Raw genomic sequence first — 17,713 nt, 5'->3', positions numbered from 1 at the left:
CTCAGGCTCATGGCGCTGCACCCTCGCCCGGCTTGAACCAGCGCTGGAACCAGGCGAGGTTTCGCTCATAGACGGCGAGCCGATGGGCTGGCTGCAGCTTGACATGGCCCTCGCCCGAAAAGACGTACATCTCGGTCGGCCAGCCGGCATTCTTGACTGCCGCGTAGGTCGGCAATGCGAAGCGGAACTCCTCCTCGCCCGCCTGGATCAGCAAGGGAACCGGCGGCAGCGCCCCAAGATTGGGCGCCAGCGATCCCTGCTTCCAGAAGTCGGGACGATCCTCGTTGAACCTTGGATAGCCCGACTTCGCATACCAGTCCTCGAACCCAGGACCGAGACTGGCCATCATCGCCGGGTCCTCGCAGCAGGTGCTGAGCGCGACGGCCTTGAACAGCCGCGAATGGATGAGCGCGAAGGTCGCTGTGGAGGCTCCGTCGCTTTGCCCGGTGATGCCGATGCGGGCGGGATCGGCGACGCCCCGCGCGATCAGGCGCTTGACGACGATTTCGAGGGAGGACTGGACACTGCGCCGATCCAGCCAGTCCTTCTGGTTGGCTTGGAGGAAGGCGAAAAGATCGAGCGGCTTTCCCTGGAGGGCGTACCAGGGCGGCCGATTGAAGCTGAGGACGGCAAAGCCATTGGCCGCGAACAGCTGGATCGGGAATTCGTCAGCGGTCCCGCCGCGCAGGAAGCCGCGCGATTCATATTGGACAACGATGAGCGGCACAGGGTGGCCGGGGCGATAAGTGGAAGGAAGGACGAGGTCGGCGAAGGTCTCGATGCCGAATGCATTGCGCCAGACAAGGCGCTCGGGGGCACGAAGCCGGAACGCGGCAAATTCCGGATTGGGATCGTAGATCGTGCGGACCTTGGCCGTGTCCACATCGACGCCGATCACATGGCGGGGCGCAGTTCCTCCCTCCGCTGTGCAGACCAGCTCCTCGGGCCCGAGCTGGCAGCCCAGCCAGGGGTCAGTCGTCCTGTGCAGGAGCCGCGGCGCGCCCTTGCCGAGGTCCCAGCGCATCAGGGCCAGTTCGCTGCGCGCCACGCCCTGTCGCTTGAGGAACAGGATCGTGCGATCATCGCGCTTCCACAGGCCGATCACGTCGCTGCAGGCCTGCTGCGGGCAAGGCAGTTCGCGGCCGTTCACCGAGACATGGAGACTATTGGGCTTGAACAAGGCATCGGGATTGGCCGGTGCCAGCCAGGCACGATCCGCGCCGCTGCCCAGCGGCAGGGCCTGGATCGCCCCAGTCGGCCAGCCCGGCGTGCCCGGCGTGCCCGCCGGCTCCAGGACGAGGCGCTGCGCATCGCTTGCCCGGCGCACCGTTCGATCCGCCAGCGTGATGACGTCGGCCCGGCTCGGGATTGGGGATGGCGGGTGCGGCCGGCCCCCGGCCAGGGGCCAGAAACGCAGGTCGTAGCGCCATCCGCCTGGCGCCTCGCTGTCGATCCGCCGCTCCGCGTCGATCAGGCCGGCGCGACTGGAATAGACGATCGCCTCGCCGCCGGGCAGCCACTGGAAATCGTCGATCGACACATTCGCATGCGTCAGTTGCGTCTCTTCCGTCCCATCGGCACGAACGAGATACAGCTGCATGATACCGCCCACCGCCTTGGTGAACGCCAGAAGCTTGCCATCGGGCGCCCAGCGCAGGACCGAGGGCACCGGCGCGCCTGCCACAAGGCCAGAAAAGCCATATTTGTCGAAGGAAAGCCGGATGACCTCGCCGCCATCGGCGACGATCCGCGGCGGCGCGGCGCTCCCGGTCTCCTTCACCAGGATGCCGGTGCAGTAGCGGTTGGACGAAGGGTCGCCGCGACGAAGCTGCAATGCCACATGCCGGCCGTCAGGCGACAGCGCCGCCGGGGGCCCCGGATAGCTATCGAACTGCATGCCCCCGAAATCGCGGAGGCGAACAAGGTCGAGCGCGTTGATCTCGCGCCGGGCCTCCGCCGGCGCCGCGGCGGGCGGCAGCAGGTCGCAGGACGGCTGGCTTGCCCGGGATGCGACCGGCACCAGCGCCATGCCAAGGGCAAGGCAGCTAAGAGCGATATGTCGCTTGCCTGGGCGTGCGCGGCAACCGGAGCGATGGACCCGCCATCGCGCTGCCATTCGCCTGGATCCAGCTGCGGGAAGATAAGGACCGGTCATCGCTCACCACTCCTTGGTCAGCGAGACGCTGATGAAGCGGCCGATCGCGGACTGGTTGGTGGAATCGTAGCTGACATAATAGTTCGCCACCGCGCGCGCATAGGCAGGCTTGTCATTGAGAAGGTTGCGGACGGCCAGCGCGAAGCCGACGCCCGGGACCAGTCCCTCCTGCGATGGGCGGTAGACAAGCGCGAGATCGAAGGTCGTCTGCGATCCCACTCGCACAGCGGGGCTATTGCGGGTGTCGTCCCCCCCGCCGGTATAGTTGGCAAAAGCGGATGCGCCCAGGGGGCCGCGCGTCCATGTCGCTCCGGCCCGGCCCCGCCAGTGCGGCGGGTTGAAGATCGTCCCGGCAAGGTCGGTATAAGGCAGCGACGGGTCGAGCCTCTGGCGTGACTGCAGCCAGGACGCCGAGCCTGTCAGAGACAGTTTGTCGCCGCTATCGAGCTCAGCATCATATCGGGCCATGAGGTCGACGCCGCGGATCTTCTGCCGCGCGACATTGAAGAATGTATTGTAGACGGCGGCGACGACTGCATCCGGGTCGTAGGCCTGCCCCGAATAGTTGAAGAGCGGGACGGGCGATGCGGCGATCAGGGCCGCTTGCTGCTCGGCATCAGGATAGGGATCGACGAAATCGTCGAGGGTCAGCCGGCCGAGCGCGTTGTAGAAGTCGGTGCCCTGGAATGGCTGCGCCACCCGGTCGCGATAGGCGATCTCGAAATAGCTGGCCTCCAGCCGGAGCCCGGAAACAGAGCGGGGATGGGCGGCCAGGGTCGCCGACCAGGAGGTCGCACGCTCGGGCTTGAGCGCGCGGTTGCCGCCATTGGTGAACAGCGCGGTCGCGCCCGCCGGGTAGCCCGAACCACCCAGGGTCGTTGCGTCGTACAGAAAGGCATATTGGGGCTGGTACTGCTGGTAGAGCGTTGCCGCCTTGAAGGATTTGCCCCAGGATGCCTTGAGGTCCAGGTCCGGGCTCGGCGCATAGATCAAGCCCAGCTTGGGTGTCAGCACGTCGTCGATACCGGGATATTTCTCGTAGCGCAGCGCGCCGGTGAGCGACAGGCGATGGATGGCGGCGACCGCCTGTCCTGGCGAGACCAGCGGGACGTAGATTTCGCCGAAGCCATAATAGCTGTCCTGGTGGACGTCGATCGGCTCGGGCAGGCTGGTGGAGCGGTTGAGATAGCCATTGTCGCGATAGCCGGCGCCGCCGGCGAACCTGACCGTGCCGGCGGGCAGGTCGAAGAGGTCACCCTGCGATGTCGCTTCGAGGGACTTGACCTTATTGCAGTAGCAATAGGGATAGGCGCTGACCGCGCCCGCCGCGGTAGTGGTGAACTGTCTGGTGTCGGTACGGTCCTCGCCATAGACGCCACTGAGGGCGAAGGAGAGCGAGGGCGTTGCCTCGAACGACAGCGACGGCGCGATCGCGAAGGACTTGTTGGTCGGCTCGGTCGTATAGCGCGAACCGCCAGGCACCTGCAGGACGGTGGGAGCGCGCCGCCAATTATAGAGGCCGTCGACACTGAAGGTGAGGTCGGGAGAGAGCGCATGGTGCAGGCTCAGCACCGCACTGTGCCGCTTCACGGCAGGCAGCAAGGTCGTATTGCCCGGCATATATTGGGTATAGCTGCGCTGCCGGGCGGTGATCGCGGTGTCGCGCTCGAAATCATAGGTCGCCATGAGGCCGCCGCCGTTCCAGGTCGTTCCCGCGACGAGGCTGTATTGCTGCTGCATATTGCCGCCGTCGGTCGCGGAACCAAGCCGCGCGGTAGCGGAGGCGCCTTCATAGCCCTTGCGCAGGATGATGTTGGCGACGCCGCCCACCGCATCCGAGCCGTAGAGCGCCGAGGCACCGTCAGCGACGACCTCGATGCGATCGACCGCGGCAAGCGGGATGGCATTGACGTCGATGGCCTGGGTGAAGGAGCCATAGGCGAGGCGATGGCCGTTGAGCAGGGTCAATGTCGCGTCTGGCCCGAGGCCGCGCAGATTGATGCTCGAGCCCGAATTCTGGTTGTTGTTGCTGCCGGGCGCGCCTGGCGCCACGCCCGGGTTCTGGCCACCACCAAAGCTCTGCGGCAGGGTGCGCACCGCCTCGCCGAGGTCGGTCTGGCCGGCCTGGGCGATCTCGCGGCTGCTCAGGACGGTGACCGGCGAGGCCGGCGGCGCTCCGCGAATGCGCGACCCTGTCACCAGGATTGCGGCATCCTCACCATGTTGGGCCGCTGCGGCTTGCGGCGCCTGCGATCGCCCCACGACGAGGACCGTCCCATCCCGCTCGATCGTAGACAGGCCGCTGCCAGCCAGCAGCGTGTCGAGTGCCTCCTTGAACGTATAGGCGCCGTCGAGCGCAGCGGCGGACTTGCCGGCGACGGCCTCGGAGGTGAAGATGATCTCGCGCCGGGCGGCGCTGCCGAGCGCTCGCAGCGCATCGCCGAGCCCCTGGGCAGGCAGGTGCAACTCCTGGCGTGGTTCCTGCGCCCCGGCCGGAACGGCCAGCGCCCACAGGCTCGCCGCCAGGAAAAATGCACTCGATCTCTTGTTGCTCATGGTTACCCCCTTGTCCCGTTGCAGGCTGTTCAGGGGCATCCATGCCGGTCAGGCGAAATTTATGAGGGCGGGCACGAATTTTTTTCGTGCGCAGCGCAGCGTCGGCCCAGCGCGATGCCTGACGGGCCCTGGACGAGGGAGAGATCGAGCAGTTCTGCAAGGTTTGCGGCAAGGCGCGTGGGTTCGCGGACGCGGAAGATGCCCGAGACGCGCAGGTCGCCGAGCCCGGGCTCGGCCAGGACCAAGGGCCTGTCGGCATAGCGGTTCGCCTCCGCCAGCAGATCGCGCAGCGGCACGTTCCTGAAGTCGCGCAGGTCGCTCGGCCAGTCGGCCTGGACCACCGGGATTGCCTGAAGCGCCACCCCCTTCCCCGCACCGATCGCGATGCCATGGCCGGCGGTGAGGCGCGTCACCTCTCCGCTGTTTCGGGGCGATCCTGCGGCCGTGCCCATGGCGGGCTGGCGGACATCGACCTGGCCTTCGATAAGCGCGACGGTAGCGCCCTGGGCACGAAGCGTCACATCGAAGATGGTGCCGCGCGCGAGGACAGAGCCCCCGCCGGCCGCGACGACGAACGGTCGGGGCTCATGCGCGACGACAAAGCGCGCCCGCCCACGCAGCAGCGACAGGTCGCGCCGCTCGGCCGAGAGCATGACGCGCACGCGGCTGTCGGCATCGAGGATCAGGCGGGATCCGTCGGCCAGCCGGAATGCCCGCACTTCCCCGGGCGACGTGGCGAGGCTCGCCTCGGCGACCGGTGCCCTGCCCGTTCCGTCCGCCTGGATGAGCGGATGGCCCGGGCCAATCGCGCGCATCGCAGCCACGGTCAGGCCGACCAGCATGGGAACGGACACAAGAAGGAGCAGCAGCATGAGGAGCGGGCTCCCCATCATCCGGGCAAGCAGCATGGGCTGTCTCGCGGGACGGCGTGCATCCGGGACCTCGACGGCGGGCTTGAGCCCTTTCCCGAGGCTGAACACCTCGCTGATATGGCTATAGGCCTGGCGATGCGCCGGATCGGCGGCAAGCCAGGTCTCGAACTCCATGCGCTGCGTCTCGGCTTCGGGACCGCGCATGAGAGCGAACCACATGGCAGCGTCCTCGCGCAGTTCGGGCGTTCGCGATCCATCCATCTGTGTCATTCGGTTTCAAGAGCCGTGGAGATTTGTGCCAGTGCCCGCCCGACATGATATTGGACGGTGGGAATGGAGATGCCGAGCCGCTCGGCGATCTCGCGATAGGTCAGTTCGTCGAGGCGGTGAAGCAGGAATGCCTCGCGGGTCCGGTCGGGAAGGCGCTGCACGGCATCCTCGTAGCGCGCCATGAGGTCGGCATGCGCGAGGGCTTCCTCCTGGGCAGGCGGCACTGCGATGTCGGCTTCCTCGCCGATGGCGACATGGGCGGCGGCCATGCGGCGCGCGCGGCGGCGGCTCCGTTCGAACAGGAGATTGCGTGCGATGCGCTGGAGATAGGGCGCCGGGTTGGCCAGGCCCTCGCGCGCCATGAAGGCGGCGAGCCGCGCGAAGGCTTCCTGCACGAGATCGGGCGCCTCGTCCGCCTCGCCGATGCGACGACGAAAGTAGCGGGTGAGGCGCGGGGCCTCTTCCCGGTAAAGCCCCTCGATCCTGCTGGCCTTGCCGCCAATCTCGTGCGCGTCCTCACCGGGGTCCGGGTCGGCGGATTGCGCAGCGATGCGGCGTTCGCCGGCAAGCGCCCGGGCATGTCGCATTGGCATGGAAACGCACGACCTCGTCGGGCCAGCAGTCGTCGCGCCTCGGGACGGTCCGGGGTTGGCGAGAGCTAGCGACGCGCGAGGTCTTTATAAAAACCCCTGCCACCCGACCGCAGGGACGGATGTAGTGATGCCTGGCAGAACAGGAGGGAGGCGGGTGCCGGCGATCAACGCCTCCGCAGCCTATGATAGCCAAAGGTGCGAAGGGCGCAAGACGCCGGCTCAAGCCTGATCGGTAACGGCCCTGCGCAATTCGGCGATGCGCGACTGGCACAGGGCATGGACGCGCTGCCCAAGGACCTCGGCATGGCCGGCGAGCCATTCCAGGTCCTCGCGGCTGATCCTGTAATGGCGCGAATAACGACCCTTGCGATAGGCGTCCTTCAATTTCTGGTAGAGCGCGCGCTCCCGCCGCGTGCCGCGCGGCCAGACATCGAAGAGGCTGCGATCGATATCCTCGGCAAGGTCCCGCAGGAACAGAATATTGTGATCGTAAGGGGTATAGAAAGTGAAAGTCAGCAACAGGCCCTGATAGAGATTTTCAACCGTTTGATGAAGGAGAAACGCCGCCTCATTACAATAGTCCTTTTCAATCGCGACCTTGGCCAGATCGAAGAACCGGGTTGCGTCACCGATGTACTTCGAAAAATATTCTTCGGCGGCCGCCAAGGCCATGTCCGGCGTCTTGGGAACCGGCGTCTTCAGCGGCCGATCGTCGGATTCGTAGAGAAGGATGCCGTCGTTGAGGATATTCATGAAAAACAGTCGGCCATGCGCCAGCCCGTCGTTCACCTCCTGAAGCGAGTGGACGATGAAATTGGCGGGCGTGCCAAGGGTCTTCTCGAAATTATAGGCGGTGACGATCCGCTGGTCCGTCTCGTCCCAATAGGCCGCACGATCCGTCAGGTCCTTCTGGTTGACGATGACCAGCAGGTCATAGTCGGACTTGTACCGGTTGGCATCGAGCGGGGCGTCCACCCAGTCGCCGCGGGCATAGGATCCGAACAATATGATCTTGAGGATCCGGCCGGACTTGCGCCGCCCCGTCGCCGCGACGGTGGCGTCGCGAAGCCCCTGGAACAGCATTTCCACGACAAGGTCCAACTCGCGCTGCTTGTGTAGCGGCAGATGATCGAGATCGCTCCGCATGGCTCAGGCCTGGCGCGCTCTGCCAAGGAAGGGGACGGCGATGCGCAAAGCGTGCGAACTCCAAATGCATGGGCGGTACCGGTTGCAATGCAAGCCCAACGAGCAAAGCGGCACAAATATAGAACGGGACAGCGTGGAGACACAAGGTTGGAGGCGACCGTTACAAAAGCGGGTCAAGATCCGTCACTGATCGACAGCGACCAGCCGATTAGAGTTCAGGCACTGCGCCGAGGTTGTCCTAGGGGCGTCACATAAAACGGGCAAAGATATACGCTCTCATGACTGCCATCCGAGATACTGACCAAGTTTACCCCTTCGCTGGCCGCAAGACCAGCGTTCGCATTGACCTTGGCGGGTGTGCCGCGGACGCCTGATCGACGACGATTGATCATGCTCTCATCCGCGGGTTGGTTACCGCACTACCCGTATCCGTCGCTGGGCCTATCCTCCGTCTAAGTTCGGGCGTCGGACGAACCTGCCCCACCGTATACCGTGGATTGCCCATCACAGTCGGGTGCCCGCGGCACGCCAGCCAAGGCTATGCAGCTGGTGCGCTGGCGCCTCCTCTCGCGATCGTTGTACGTCGATCAGCCAGCCACCGCCGGTGACACCCGACGGGCGATGTCCCAGGCATAGCCGACCAGTTCACGCGCGATTGCAGTGGTCACCTTTGGCTGTGGTTTGCCTGCGGCGGCCAGGCGCCGGTAGCGCTGACACAGGCGAACCTGTGCCTTCCACCCGATCTCTTGGATATCCTCGGGCATCTCGATGACCCGCTCACGATAGCGTCGCTCCTCGCGTGCTGGCAGTCGATACGACCAGCCAGCCTCGATCAGCATGGTTCGTGCCTGCGCGTTGCCCGCCCGCGTGATCCTGCCGCGTTTGGTCCGGGCACCGCTGGAGTGCTCGGACGGCACCAGGCCGACATACGCCATCAACTGCTTAGGATTGTCGAAGCGGGTGAGATCGCCAACCTCGGCCACCAGCGTCGCGGCGCTGACCAGCCTGATGCCGCGCAGGACCTGTAGATTGCGGACCAGCGGCGCAAAACACCATGCGTCCACCGCTTCAGCCAGCGCCGCTTCTAAGCGCCCGACCCGTGCCTGCGCCTCCAGCACCCGCTTCTGCATTTCCTCGAATGCCAGTTGCTGATGGGGAAAATCGAACCGCTGCTCGGACAGCCACCGCCAGTACATCTTTGTCCAGGCTGCCCTGCCGCCAAAACGACGATCGTGTCGCAACAGGAAGCTGCGCACCGTTTGCTTGGCCCCGATGGCATCGTCCTGCGCATTTCGTCGAGCGCGGATGAGATCGCGTACCGCCTCATGCGCTTCGTCCGGCACCCAGATCGCCGTGAGTTCGCCGGCGCGTAAAAGCCGCGCCAGCGTCATTGCGTCACGTCGGTCCGTCTTCACATGGTCGCCCGGGCGTCGCGGCATCATTGAGGGGGCGATGACGATGCAATTCTGTCCCAGCTTTGTCAGCAGTCGATGCAAACCATACCCACAGGGACCCGCTTCGTAACAGACATTCAACGTCACGCCCGGTGACGTCAGCCGCTTGACCAGTTTCCTGACCGCATCGTCCTCATTGGCGACCGTGCCGACGAAACGCACCTCGCCTCCGCGTTCCCCTTCGGCAACTGCGACCGCTATGGTCTCCTTATGAACGTCCAGACCAACATATTTCACTGCCTTCACCATGACTCGCCTCCGCTGCTGAAAAATCCATCATCAGCATCTCAGATTTGAGCCACCGAGGCTCTGCAGTCATGGGGTCTAAAGGTTGCGGGTAACCGAGAACACCCGCTTGTCGCACATTGCTGCGAAGGACGCGCTTCGGGACATTGCCGTCATTCCCAGGCCGGCATCACAAAGGCAGCTTTAAGTCGGACACCGGACATTTAAAAAGACAGCATGCAGCGGCAGGAAGCGAGCAAGACTGGCCGGTAGACGACGGTCGCGTTTGGAGCGCAGATACAGAGATAGTTGCCTCTCAGCTGCGTCGCCTGCCGACCAAAGCCAGACGTTCCCATTCGCGCCGGTAGACGTCATATTCTGCTGGAAAGCGATCGATCGCGGTGGTTGGATCTGATGGTCAGTCCTCGCCTCGAACACACCTGCCCAATCACTACGTCGATCGGCACAATGTAATTCTAATCGATTATTTGAGCGAAACCGGCAACACCCTCCGGAGATGGTGCGCGTTTTGTCAGATGTAAGGGCGGGCGCAGATCGTCGACCTCACCCAGCCCCCCGAAAATCGCTTCCATCGTTCGGACACATAAAGCGACGCCCTCGTCGGCAAGCGTATACCAGACCAACTTGGCCTCCTTGCGCGTTTGAACGAGATTGGCGCGGCGCAATTCGCCGAGCTGCTGGCTTAGTGCTGGCTGAGCGATCTGGGTTGCTTCACCGATTTCCGACACGTTGCGCTCACCGCGCAACAGACAGGAGAGGATCATGAGGCGCTGAGGTTGCGCAAAGACCTTGAGCTTGTCGCATGCGACGGTCGCAGCATCGCGGTCCTCGTAAAATGCGGCCGTCATGGCGCGTCCACGAAGCGGCAGAACCAGTCCTCGCGATCTTCATCAATGTCGGATGGGGGACTGAGTAACGGTTTCCCTTCGCGCCATCCTTCAGGAGCCAGGGTTTGGGCATTGCTCACAGCCTTCAACGCCTTCAGCATCCGTAGCATCTCATCAACCGAACGCCCCACATTATGGGGATAGCAGGTAATCGCTCTAATGACGCCTTCAGGGTCGATGAAGAAAGTCGAGCGCATCGCCATGCTGTCGGCCGATTGCTCGTCGATCATGCCATAGGCACGCCCGATCGCCATGCTCGGATCTTCAATTATGGGAAAGCGGACATCGGCGTTCAGTGTCACACGGATCGCCCGGACCCACGCCAGATGCGAGTAAAGGCTGTCGACGGATAGCCCCAACAGTGACGTCTCGAGGGCGTCAAATTCCGACTGACACCGGGCGAGTTCGGCGAATTCCGTGCTGCAGACGGGCGTGAAGTCTGCCGGATGGGAAAAAAAGATGACCCAGCGTCCGCGCAGCTTGGAAAGCTGGATCTCGCCTCCCGTCGAGCGGGCGCGGAAATCCGGCGCGATCTCTCCGATGCGCGGTGAGCGGCTCTCTGTTCTTTGTGCGATTTCCATAGCGCTTCCTTCGACACTTCCGCCCCTTGACGCAAGAGGATTAGTCAATTACACGATATGTGTAAATATGAATTTATGAGGTTTTCCGTGACCGACTCCGCACTTGCAGCAGCCTCGTCGCAAATCTCTGCCGCTCAGGTTGGCATTCCCCAGATCAAGGCGTTCTTCGACGAGCCGACCTTCACGGTGACTTACGTCGTGCACGATCCAGAGAGCCTTCGCGCCGCGATCGTCGACAGCGTTCTGGATTATGATCCGGCTTCGGGGCGCACATCTTTCTCCGCAGCCGAGGCGGTGCTCGCCTACGTCGAGGAAAAGGGGTTATCCGTCGACTGGCATCTGGAGACCCACGCCCACGCCGATCACCTCTCGGCCGCGCCCTATCTGCAGCAGAAGATCGGCGGAAAGATCGCCATCGGCGAGCACATCGTCATCGTGCAGGAGACATTCGGCAAGCTGTTCAATGCCGGTACCGACTTCGAGCGCGACGGCTCGGACTTTGATCGCCTTTGGAAAGATGGCGATCGTTTCCGCATCGGCAATCTCGATGTCACGGTGTTGCATGTCCCGGGGCACACGCCAGCTTGCATTGCTTACGTGATCGGTGACGCCGTCTTTGTCGGCGATACCATGTTCATGCCCGACTACGGCACGGCGCGCGCCGATTTTCCCGGTGGCGATGCCCGCACCCTCTATCAATCTGCGATGCGGCTTTTGTCACTGCCGCCGGAGACGCGGCTCTTCATGTGCCATGATTATCTGCCGGAGGGGCGCAAGGACTATGTCTGGGAAACGACCGTAGAGGCCGAGCGCAAGGCCAACGTCCATATCCATGAAGGGGTAAGTGAAGACGAATTCGTCGCGATGCGCGAAGCACGCGACAAGACGCTCGCGATGCCGCGCCTGATCCTGCCTTCTGTCCAAGTGAACATGCGCGCGGGGCACTTGCCGCCGGCCGAGGACAATGGCGTCATTTATCTCAAGATCCCGGTCAACGCGGTATGATGCTGCCCGGCTTCCCTAATGCCATGCCCGTTGCGGGGCTGGCAGGCGGCCTGCTGATCGGTCTTGCCGCTGCGATCATGCTCCTCGGTCTTGGTCGCATTGCTGGCGTCAGCGGCATGCTCGCCCGAGCGTCGGGCATTGCCGATAGGGGCGCGCCGCGCGCGGTCGCGCTCGCCTTTGTTATCGGGCTGCCCGTGGGAGCGCTGCTCGTCACGCTGGCTTCCAGCGGCGTCGAGCCGCGCTTTACAGCTTCAATCCCGCAACTGGTCATGGCCGGACTGCTTGTCGGTTTCGGGACCCGGCTCGGTTCAGGTTGCACGAGCGGTCACGGGGTCTGCGGTCTCTCCCGACTCTCGCGCCGATCCATGGTTGCCACCTTGACCTTCATGACGAGTGGCTTCGCCACGGTCGGACTGATGCGCGCTTTCGGTTTCATCAACGGATAATCGGGGGAGACTGGGCATGACGAGGAACATGGGAACATTCGACCGGATGCTGCGCGCGATCGTCGCGCTGGTGATCGGCTATCTCTGGTGGACCGGGACGATCAGAGGGGGTCTCGGTGTCGGCTTAACGATCCTTGCGGTCGTATTTCTTTTGACGAGTGCGATCAGCTTCTGTCCGCTGTACCGCCCGCTCGGTCTTTCGACCTGCGGCAGGGCCAAGTGAAAGCTTCCGCCGTCTCGCTGCTTGCCGGCCTCCTGTTCGGAGCTGGGCTCACCGTGTCCGGTATGGCTGATCCAATGCGGGTGCGCGCCTTCCTCGATCTGTTCGCGGCATGGGACCCTACGCTCGCCTTTGTGATGGCTGGTGCGTTGATGCCCATGGCGCTCGCTTGGCGAGTCCAGCAACGGATGCCCAAGCCGATCGCCTGCGAGGCCTTCGATCTGCCGGGCACCGGCCTACTCGACGCAAAACTGATCCTCGGTGCGATCCTGTTCGGCATCGGCTGGGGCATTGGCGGACTATGTCCCGGCCCCGCCCTTGCCGACCTCGCCATCGCACCATTCGAGGCTGGGATTTTCGTGATCGCCATGCTCGCCGGCATGACCGCACACCGCATCATCACACAATAAAAAGAGGCCCGCATTGGAGCGGGAGCGAGGAGAAGCCATGGACATCAAGCCGCTCAACCGGGATTTCGCGGTCTCCCCGCAGATCGCACTCGCCGACATTCCCGCGATCGCCGCGCAAGGCTTTAAGGCGATCATCTGCAATCGACCCGACAATGAGGAGCCAGGTCAGATCGCAGCTGCGCTGCTAGGCGAGGCTGCCGAACGACTGGGGCTTAGCTTCGCCCACATACCTGCAGTCTCGGGGGCAATCACCGATGCGAATGCCGAAGCCATGGCGGGTGCGCTTGCGGGTTTCCCTACGCCGGTTCTAGCCTTTTGCCGTTCCGGCGCACGATCCACGAAATTGTATGAACTTGTTGCATCCAGAAACCAATCGGCACCCGGCGGGCGTGTTCACGATGTTGTGATCGTCGGTGGCGGCGCAGCCGGGATATCAACGGCCTCAAGCCTCCTGAAGCGCAACCCCAAGCTTGACATCGCAGTCATCGAGCCTTCCGAGGTGCATTATTATCAACCTGGCTGGACGATGGTCGGCGCCGGTGTGTTCAACAAGGAATTTACCCGCCGCACTGAAGCGCAGGTCATGCCCAGCCGAGTGGCCTGGATTCGCGCCGCAGCCTCGGGTTTTGCTCCCGACGAAAACAAGGTCATCCTCAGTGACGGCAGCGAGGTGCGCTACCGTGTGCTCGTTGCCTGTCCCGGCATCAAACTGGACTGGGATGCGATACCGGGCCTAGCTGACGCGATCGGCAAGAACGGTGTGACGTCCAACTATGGCTATGATCTTGCGCCCTACACCGACAGACTGGTGAAGGAATTCAAGGGCGGGCGGGCTCTGTTCACCCAGCCCGCAATGCCGATCAAGTGCGCTGGCGCGCCGCAGAAGGCGATGTATCTGTCCTGTTATCGCTGGGAAAAAGCGGGCGTCCTGAACGACATCGAAGTCCAGTTCCACACTGCGGGCGCGGTGCTGTTCGGCGTTGCCGCCTATGTCCCGTCACTGATGGAATATGTCGAGCGCTACGGCGCGCACCTGAACTTTGAATCGAAGCTTGTCGCGATCGACGGCGCTGCAAAGGTGGCGACATTCGAACGTAAGGATGGCGAAGACACGCGGCGCGTCGAGGAGCGCTTCGACATGATTCACGTCGTGCCGCCCCAGGTGGCGCCCGATTTCGTGCGCACCAGCCCCCTCGCGGCAGTTTCCGGCTTCATCGAAGTCAACGAGGCAACGCTTCAGCATGTGCGCTATCCCAATGTCTTTGCATTGGGCGACGCCTGCTCCGCCTCGAACGCCAAGACTGCCGCCGCGGCGCGCAAGCAGGCGCCGGTCGTCGCGGTCAATGTTCTTGCCGCGCTCGAGGGCAAGCCGCCGGTCGCAGACTATGACGGCTACGGGTCCTGCCCGCTGACGGTCGAGGCGGGCAAGATCGTCCTCGCCGAGTTCGGCTACGGCGGGAAATTGCTGCCCAGCTTTCCCAACTGGCTGATCGACGGAACGCGGCCCTCGCGCCTGTCCTGGCTCCTCAAGGACACCATCCTGCCGCCGGTTTACTGGAATGGCATGCTCAAGGGCCGGGAATGGATGGTCGCACCGCACGCGATCGAGGCGGCGCAATGAGCCATGCTTGAGCCGCTTCAATACGCCCTCGGCGGCCTGTCGGGCGCACTTGTGGGCTTTGTCCTCGGGCTTGTCGGGGGCGGCGGGTCAATCCTCGCCGTGCCATTGCTGCTTTATCTCGTGGGGATACGCAATCCGCATGAGGCGATCGGCACCAGCGCACTGGCCGTCGCGGCCAATGCGCTCGCCGGCCTCTGGAACCATGCCCATGCCCGCACAGTGAACTGGCGATGCGGGGGGATCTATGCCGCTGCCGGCGTCGTCGGAGCGCTTGGCGGCTCGACGCTCGGCAAGAGCATCGATGGGCACAAGCTGCTGTTCCTGTTCGCGATCCTGATGATCGTTGTGGCAGTCCTGATGTTTCGCGGTCGCGGCGACCAGGGCGTCGAGGGCGCACAGTGCAATCGGGAAAATGTCGGCAAGGTCGTCGGCTATGGCCTCGGCACCGGCGCCTTTTCCGGCTTTTTCGGTATCGGCGGCGGTTTCCTTATCGTGCCGGGCCTGATTGCCTCGACCCACATGCCCATCCTGCGCGCGATCGGCACCTCGCTCGTTGCGGTCGCGGCCTTCGGCCTGACGACAGCGCTCAACTATGCGCTTTCGGGCTACGTCCTTTGGGGTCTGGCCGGCGTGTTCATCGTGGGCGGCATTGTGGGGAGCGTCATCGGCACCCGTGCATCGCAGGTGCTGGCCAACGAAAAGGGCCGGTTGAACAGCCTCTTCGCAGTCTTCGTGCTCGTCGTTGCCATCTACATGCTATTCAAGAGCTGGTCCGAGTTCGCCAGCTGAACGGGGATATTCATGGACGCCATCATTCTCGCAAGGGCGCAATTCGCCTTCACGGTGAGCTTTCACTTCCTCTTCCCGGCCTTTTCCATCGGGCTGGCAAGCTATCTGGCCGTGCTCGAAGCTCTGTGGCTGAAGACCGGCAAGGGCGTCTATGCTAATCTGTTCCGCTACTGGTTGAAAATATTCGCCGTCGTGTTCGCGATGGGTGTCGTCTCGGGTATCGTCATGTCCTATCAGTTCGGCACCAACTGGTCGATCTTCTCCGACAAGGCCGGCCCGGTTATAGGCCCGCTGATGGCCTATGAGGTGCTGACCGCCTTCTTCTTAGAAGCCGGATTCCTCGGGGTCATGTTGTTCGGGATCAACAAGGTTGGGCGCAAGCTGCACTTCGTCGCGACGCTTGCAGTCGCGCTGGGGACTTTTATTTCCGCATTCTGGATCCTGTCGGTCAACAGCTGGATGCAAACGCCCGTTGGCTATGAGGTCGGCGCCAACGGCCAGTTCCTCCCGGGGCCAAGCTGGCTGACAATCATCTTCAATCCCAGCTTCCCCTATCGGCTCTTTCACACAGTCCTTGCCGCCTATCTGACGACCGCGTTTATCGTCGGCGCGGTGGGTGCCTGGCATCTTCTTAAGGACCGCAGCAATCCCGGCGCGCGCAAGATGTTCTCCATGGCCATGTGGATGGCCGCGATCGTCGCGCCCATCCAGATTTTCGCGGGCGACATGCATGGCCTCAACACGCTCGAACATCAGCCGGTGAAGGTCATGGCGATGGAAGGGCATTTCCAGAGCCATCCGCATGGCGCCCCCTTGATCCTGTTCGGCATTCCCGACAGCGCGAACCAGCGGGTGGATTATGCCATCGAGATACCCAAGGCATCCTCGCTCATCCTGAAGCACGACCCCGATGCGCCCCTGAAGGGTCTCGATACGGTGCCGCAGGCTGATCGTCCGCCCGTCGGCATCGTCTTCTGGGCGTTCCGGGCGATGGTCGGCATCGGGTTCGCGATGCTCGGGATCGGCGCCCTGAGCCTCATCGCACGCTGGCGCAAGGCGCTTTATGACTGGCCGCTGCTGCATCGCTTCGCCGTGCTGATGGGGCCGTCGGGACTGATTGCGGTGCTGTCCGGCTGGATCGTGACGGAAGTCGGGCGGCAACCTTTCACGGTCTATGGGCTGCTCAGGACCACGCAGAGCGCTTCGCCGCTCGATGCCTCGGCGGTGGCCTCGTCGCTGCTGGCATTCGTTATCGTCTATTTCACCGTGTTCGGCATGGGTATCTGGTACCTGCTTCACCTGATGAAGAAGCCACCCGAGGCGCATGAAACCCCGCTGGGCGATGCGCCCATCCGCAGCGCGGGGATCACCCCGGCGCCGGCTATCATCGAGGGAGCTTCGGCATGATCGACCTCACTGTCATCTGGGCCTGCATCATCGGCTTTGCGATCATCGCTTATGTCGTGATGGACGGCTTCGATCTTGGCATCGGCATCCTGTTTCCGTTCTTCAAGGTTGGGCAGGACCGCGACACCGCGATGAACAGCATCGCGCCGGTCTGGGACGGCAACGAAACCTGGCTGGTAATGGGCGTCGGCGGCCTGTTCGCGGCATTTCCCCTGGCCTATGCCATCATCCTTCCTGCGTTGTACGCGCCGATGATCGCGATGCTGCTTGGGCTTGTATTCCGCGGCGTGGCATTCGAGTTCCGCTGGCGCGATCCGGCACATCGGGCCTTCTGGGACAAGGCGTTCACGACGGGGTCGGTCATCGCCACCTTCGCGCAAGGCATTGCGCTGGGCGCGCTGCTGCAGGGCATCACGGTCCGGGGGCGCAGCTATGCCGGTGGCTGGTGGGAATGGCTGTCGCCGTTCAGCCTGCTGACGGGCGTCGGCCTGCTCATCGGCTATGCCCTGCTCGGGACTTGCTGGCTCAACTGGAAGACCGAAGGCGGCCTGCAGCGGCAGGCGGTGACCTACGCCGGACGGCTTGGGATCGGCTTGCTCATCATGATCGGCGCCATCAGTCTCGCGACGCTACGGCTCGAGACGCAATACTATCATCGTTGGCTGAGCTTCCCCGGCGTGCTCGCAACTGCGCAGGTGCCGCTTGCTACGCTTATAGCGATATTCCTCTTCTACCGGAGTCTGCGGTTGAAGCGCGACGCACAGCCGTTTTTCTGGGCGCTGGCCCTGTTCGGACTGTGCCTGGTCGGGCTCGGCGTCTCGATCTGGCCCGACGTCGTCCCGGCGCGGGTTACGATCTGGGAAGCGGCAGCGCCCGTCCGCAGTCAGGTTTTCATGCTGGTCGGAGCCTCGATCATGGTGCCCGTGATCCTGGCATACACGGCTTGGTCCTACTGGGTCTTTCGCGGCAAGGTTGGCACGGAAGGATATCACTGATGCGCCTGTTGCTGAGCCGTCTCGGTTGGTGCGTCGGCATCTGGGCTGCGAGCGTTTCCG

General features: G+C 63.6%; 16 protein-coding genes. 8 read left to right on the top strand and 8 right to left on the bottom strand.

The annotated features are described in order from the left end of the window. Positions 1-7: 7 nt before the first annotated feature. From BRX37_RS09160 to BRX37_RS09125, 8 genes are all read right to left on the bottom strand, one after another. Positions 8-2,029: an Atxe2 family lasso peptide isopeptidase gene (locus tag BRX37_RS09160; RefSeq protein WP_278984331.1), complete on the bottom strand. Its 2,022-nt coding sequence runs from the start codon at positions 2,027-2,029 to the stop codon at positions 8-10. 129 nt (positions 2,030-2,158) lie between these two features. After that, the gene (locus tag BRX37_RS09155; RefSeq protein ID WP_125986461.1) at positions 2,159-4,711 is read right to left on the bottom strand and encodes a TonB-dependent receptor; all 2,553 of its coding nucleotides are present in this window, start codon (positions 4,709-4,711) and stop codon (positions 2,159-2,161) included. Between the two features lie 59 nt (positions 4,712-4,770). Next, a complete protein-coding gene (locus BRX37_RS09150; RefSeq protein WP_278984329.1) occupies positions 4,771-5,853 on the bottom strand; it encodes a FecR family protein in 1,083 nt (360 codons plus the stop codon). Continuing rightward, complete coding sequence (locus BRX37_RS09145) at positions 5,850-6,440, bottom strand: RNA polymerase sigma factor (RefSeq protein WP_010335842.1); 591 nt, start codon at positions 6,438-6,440, stop codon at positions 5,850-5,852. The genes BRX37_RS09150 and BRX37_RS09145 overlap by 4 nt, the downstream gene beginning before the upstream one ends. Before the next feature lie 225 nt (positions 6,441-6,665). Next, positions 6,666-7,592 (bottom strand): nucleotidyltransferase and HEPN domain-containing protein, encoded by a 927-nt coding sequence (locus BRX37_RS09140; protein ID WP_010335843.1) that lies wholly within the window; start codon positions 7,590-7,592, stop codon positions 6,666-6,668. A gap of 587 nt (positions 7,593-8,179) precedes the next feature. Further along, on the bottom strand, positions 8,180-9,295 hold the full coding sequence (locus BRX37_RS09135) for an IS110 family RNA-guided transposase (RefSeq protein WP_125986459.1): 1,116 nt from the start codon (positions 9,293-9,295) through the stop codon (positions 8,180-8,182). 452 nt (positions 9,296-9,747) lie between these two features. Further along, complete coding sequence (locus tag BRX37_RS09130; RefSeq protein ID WP_004210530.1) at positions 9,748-10,140, bottom strand: ArsR/SmtB family transcription factor; 393 nt, start codon at positions 10,138-10,140, stop codon at positions 9,748-9,750. Then, a complete protein-coding gene (locus BRX37_RS09125; RefSeq protein WP_125986457.1) occupies positions 10,137-10,760 on the bottom strand; it encodes a peroxiredoxin in 624 nt (207 codons plus the stop codon). The genes BRX37_RS09130 and BRX37_RS09125 overlap by 4 nt, the downstream gene beginning before the upstream one ends. A gap of 87 nt (positions 10,761-10,847) precedes the next feature. On the opposite strand from BRX37_RS09125, the gene BRX37_RS09120 reads away from it, so the two are divergent. Genes BRX37_RS09120 through cydB form a run of 8 tightly spaced genes read left to right on the top strand, consistent with a single transcriptional unit; the run spans position 10,848 to position 17,653 of the window. After that, complete coding sequence (locus BRX37_RS09120; protein ID WP_029547584.1) at positions 10,848-11,765, top strand: MBL fold metallo-hydrolase; 918 nt, start codon at positions 10,848-10,850, stop codon at positions 11,763-11,765. Further along, on the top strand, positions 11,762-12,211 hold the full coding sequence (locus BRX37_RS09115) for a YeeE/YedE family protein (protein WP_010336783.1): 450 nt from the start codon (positions 11,762-11,764) through the stop codon (positions 12,209-12,211). The genes BRX37_RS09120 and BRX37_RS09115 overlap by 4 nt, the downstream gene beginning before the upstream one ends. Before the next feature lie 16 nt (positions 12,212-12,227). After that, entirely contained in the window at positions 12,228-12,434 is a 207-nt protein-coding gene (locus BRX37_RS09110) for a YgaP family membrane protein (protein ID WP_125986455.1), read from the top strand. Beyond that, positions 12,431-12,841, top strand: coding sequence for a DUF6691 family protein (locus tag BRX37_RS09105; protein ID WP_125986453.1), 411 nt, complete (start codon positions 12,431-12,433; stop codon positions 12,839-12,841). Before BRX37_RS09110 ends, BRX37_RS09105 begins: the two co-directional genes overlap by 4 nt. Before the next feature lie 37 nt (positions 12,842-12,878). Then, positions 12,879-14,462 carry a bifunctional protein tyrosine phosphatase family protein/NAD(P)/FAD-dependent oxidoreductase gene (locus BRX37_RS09100; RefSeq protein ID WP_125986451.1) on the top strand — a complete coding sequence of 528 codons (1,584 nt, stop codon included), beginning with the start codon at positions 12,879-12,881 and terminating at the stop codon, positions 14,460-14,462. Positions 14,463-14,465: 3 nt separating this feature from the next. Then, positions 14,466-15,251, top strand: a complete 786-nt coding sequence (locus BRX37_RS09095) for a sulfite exporter TauE/SafE family protein (protein WP_010336779.1) — start codon at positions 14,466-14,468, stop codon at positions 15,249-15,251. A gap of 12 nt (positions 15,252-15,263) precedes the next feature. Next, positions 15,264-16,658 carry a cytochrome ubiquinol oxidase subunit I gene (locus BRX37_RS09090; protein ID WP_010336778.1) on the top strand — a complete coding sequence of 465 codons (1,395 nt, stop codon included), beginning with the start codon at positions 15,264-15,266 and terminating at the stop codon, positions 16,656-16,658. Further along, complete coding sequence (cydB, locus tag BRX37_RS09085) at positions 16,655-17,653, top strand: cytochrome d ubiquinol oxidase subunit II (protein WP_004210541.1); 999 nt, start codon at positions 16,655-16,657, stop codon at positions 17,651-17,653. The genes BRX37_RS09090 and cydB overlap by 4 nt, the downstream gene beginning before the upstream one ends. Positions 17,654-17,713 lie beyond the last annotated feature (60 nt).

Origin of the sequence: Sphingomonas sp. S-NIH.Pt3_0716, from assembly GCF_003950715.1 — a bacterium.
Taxonomy (GTDB): Bacteria; Pseudomonadota; Alphaproteobacteria; order Sphingomonadales; family Sphingomonadaceae; genus Sphingobium; species Sphingobium yanoikuyae_A.
This window is presented reverse-complemented; position numbering and strand designations above follow the sequence as displayed.

Bases quoted from the DNA above. Each gene is read 5' to 3' on its own strand.
- BRX37_RS09125 (WP_125986457.1), bottom strand. From the start codon at position 10,760: ATGGAAATCGCACAAAGAACAGAGAGCCGCTCACCGCGCATCGGAGAG.
- cydB (WP_004210541.1), top strand. From the start codon at position 16,655: ATGATCGACCTCACTGTCATCTGGGCCTGCATCATCGGCTTTGCGATC.
- BRX37_RS09135 (WP_125986459.1), bottom strand. From the start codon at position 9,295: ATGGTGAAGGCAGTGAAATATGTTGGTCTGGACGTTCATAAGGAGACC.
- BRX37_RS09115 (WP_010336783.1), top strand. From the start codon at position 11,762: ATGATGCTGCCCGGCTTCCCTAATGCCATGCCCGTTGCGGGGCTGGCA.
- BRX37_RS09155 (WP_125986461.1), bottom strand. From the start codon at position 4,711: ATGAGCAACAAGAGATCGAGTGCATTTTTCCTGGCGGCGAGCCTGTGG.
- BRX37_RS09095 (WP_010336779.1), top strand. From the start codon at position 14,466: ATGCTTGAGCCGCTTCAATACGCCCTCGGCGGCCTGTCGGGCGCACTT.
- BRX37_RS09145 (WP_010335842.1), bottom strand. From the start codon at position 6,440: ATGCGACATGCCCGGGCGCTTGCCGGCGAACGCCGCATCGCTGCGCAA.
- BRX37_RS09090 (WP_010336778.1), top strand. From the start codon at position 15,264: ATGGACGCCATCATTCTCGCAAGGGCGCAATTCGCCTTCACGGTGAGC.
- BRX37_RS09130 (WP_004210530.1), bottom strand. From the start codon at position 10,140: ATGACGGCCGCATTTTACGAGGACCGCGATGCTGCGACCGTCGCATGC.
- BRX37_RS09140 (WP_010335843.1), bottom strand. From the start codon at position 7,592: ATGCGGAGCGATCTCGATCATCTGCCGCTACACAAGCAGCGCGAGTTG.
- BRX37_RS09150 (WP_278984329.1), bottom strand. From the start codon at position 5,853: ATGACACAGATGGATGGATCGCGAACGCCCGAACTGCGCGAGGACGCT.
- BRX37_RS09100 (WP_125986451.1), top strand. From the start codon at position 12,879: ATGGACATCAAGCCGCTCAACCGGGATTTCGCGGTCTCCCCGCAGATC.
- BRX37_RS09110 (WP_125986455.1), top strand. From the start codon at position 12,228: ATGACGAGGAACATGGGAACATTCGACCGGATGCTGCGCGCGATCGTC.
- BRX37_RS09160 (WP_278984331.1), bottom strand. From the start codon at position 2,029: ATGGCGCTGGTGCCGGTCGCATCCCGGGCAAGCCAGCCGTCCTGCGAC.